This is a genomic window from Desulfosporosinus sp. Tol-M2, from assembly GCF_059735615.1.
Genome location: NZ_JCAIJG010000025.1, coordinates 1 through 2,373 on the forward strand (window position 1 = coordinate 1; position 2,373 = coordinate 2,373).

Below are 2,373 nucleotides of genomic sequence, written 5' to 3' on the forward strand. Positions count from 1 at the left end.
CATCCATATGCCGAAGCAATTTCTCCAGCTCTTGCACAACAGCCAAAGCCGGATCGATAATCAGGACGTCTTCGCCTAGAAACTCCCGAATGACAGGTTCGAGAAAAGGGTAATGCGTACACCCTAAAATCAGGGTATCCACACCGGCCTCCTTTAATGGTGCCAGATACGTTTGGGCGATCCCTTGGGCTTGTGTAGAATTAGCTAGACCAGCCTCAATCAAGGGAACAAAAAGAGGACAACCCTGTGCTTTAACTAAAGCTATCTCCTGCTCTCCCAGTTGCCAAGCCTTCCGAAGCACCAAATCTTCAGGTAAGATTCCTTTCGTCAATGCTCGATTCACGCCGAACACATAAGCTTTGCTGCGCACGGTGGTTTCCGTGGCTATGAGTCCGATCCTTCCGGCTAGAGTTTTTTCAATAGCCAAACGAACCCCCGGTTCGACCATACCGATCATCGGAAGGTCAAACTGTTCCCGTAGAACAGGAAGCGCGGTTGCAGAACTGGTATTACAGGCAACGACGATCACCTCTGCCCCTTGCCCAACCAGAAAAGTAACAATCTCTTCTCCGAAATGGATAAGCTCTTCGCGGGAACGGTTTCCGTACGGGACGCGGGCAGTATCTCCAAAATAAACAATTCGAACATCCGGTAGTTTTTCCAGAATTTCTTTCGCTACGGTAAGTCCACCCACCCCAGAGTCAAATATACCGATCACGCGTTGTTTCTCCAACGTTTCTCCCCCTTTAATTCAAGTAAAGCCCCCTCAAAAAATTAGGCTCCCTGCATTCTATTCAAAACGAAACTCAATACATTCCATGTTTTTCGGGAGTACTTTTACTGCTACTCCTCTGAAAATAGTTATTTTCATCCTTCTGATGGTGCCGCATCCGCGGCATGGGGGGCTACCTTGAATCGAAGCTTTGGAGTTAGGACTTTGCTGTCCTCGGGTACTAAGGTTTTAATGAATCAACATTTGCTGAAGCTGTTGCACCAAATCCTTCGAAACAACGTTATTGTTGCCCACAACTGCCGCCTTTGAAATATATCCTTTATTATATAACAAAAAGTATCTCAAACTTAATGGGATGTAACTTTTCGGAAGCATAGCCGCAAAACCACCATTTTTCGCAGCCAGTGCAGCCGTTAACAAGGCATCGGCATAGGGTTTACCTGAACTGACATCATCTTGCCGAACCAGTCCAGATGTTAAGTACAGCGGGGACTGGGGAGTTTGTATGGAAAATAGATTTTGGAAAATGATGTTTTGAGTATCATAGCGGTCATAGCCACCCCACCGTTTAACTGAATAGTTTGAACTTAAATCATTTTCGACTGACGTGCTAATAACAGCGGTTCCCCCAAGCAAGACGACATTATTCACACCAAGATCTATCAATGCCTGAATTGTAGATGCGGGCAGTTGATCTCGATCCGTTAGCAAGATAGGGATTCCTTGCTCAGCGGCAAAAGAACTGATCGCGATTGCATCTGGTATGGCATGCGAATTGGCAAGATATACGGTATGGGTGGGATCAATCCCCACATTTGAGGAGATCAGCGCAGCAGTATCATATCCTTGTTGCCCGGCAAGGCGAGTAACCGTAAACTCATTGCTCAAACTATCCTGAATGCCTTGAGAAATGGCGACTGTTCCACCCACAAGATAAATATTCTTAGCACCGAGAGTACGGATTTCCGCTAACGTCCGATCGTCTAATTTCGCAGAATCCGTCATTAATATCGGAGCATTAAGTTTTTTCGAAAGTGGAACTGCGGCGAGAGCATCCGAAAATTGATCATCGCGTGATAAAATGACATAAGGGGTCCCCATCGTCCATCCACTTTGGGCAATGGCAATCGCCAGGGAAACGTTATCCTCCGTCGTCCCTCCGATGCGCGCATTTTGAGTATAGGCGGGAAGAACCGGAATCGTACCGATCACATGCCCGGCATAAATGATGTTAGCGGTTCCCAACGCAGTAGGGGTCATCGTAAATGTAAACGTTCCATCGCTAAGCGTTGTATAAGTTGAATCCGCAGCTCCTACTGCAGTCCCGTCTACAGTTATAGATTTACGGACCAATGGATTACCTGCGGAATCCATAACCTTAATATTTATGGTTTTATTCGTATTCATTACAAGAGAGTCTGTAATGATTGATTTGGCATTCAGCACCGTTATCGTCCCTGCGGCTAAGGCTGTACCCATTGCTCCTTGGCGGATGACTAATTGATAATCTCCAGCGTTTTCTAACGTTACATTGGAAATTGTATAGTTTCCACCTGACCCGGAAATAGGAAATAATCTTTGAACCCCCTCGGAGTCTGTTATGGTAACGCTGCCCACAGATCCTGTAAAGGGGTCAGATA

Annotated in this window: 2 protein-coding genes; both read right to left on the reverse strand. The window is 46.2% G+C overall.

The genetic code is table 11. The features are described 5' to 3' along the window. Positions 1–733, reverse strand: a 733-nt coding sequence (murI, locus tag AC6I5A_RS00960; RefSeq protein ID WP_052167809.1) for a glutamate racemase, incomplete at its 3' end; no start/stop codon positions are given. Between the two features lie 228 nt (positions 734–961). Continuing rightward, positions 962–2,373 (reverse strand): cell wall-binding repeat-containing protein (locus AC6I5A_RS00965; RefSeq protein WP_034610679.1); only part of this gene is annotated, 1,412 nt, incomplete at its 5' end.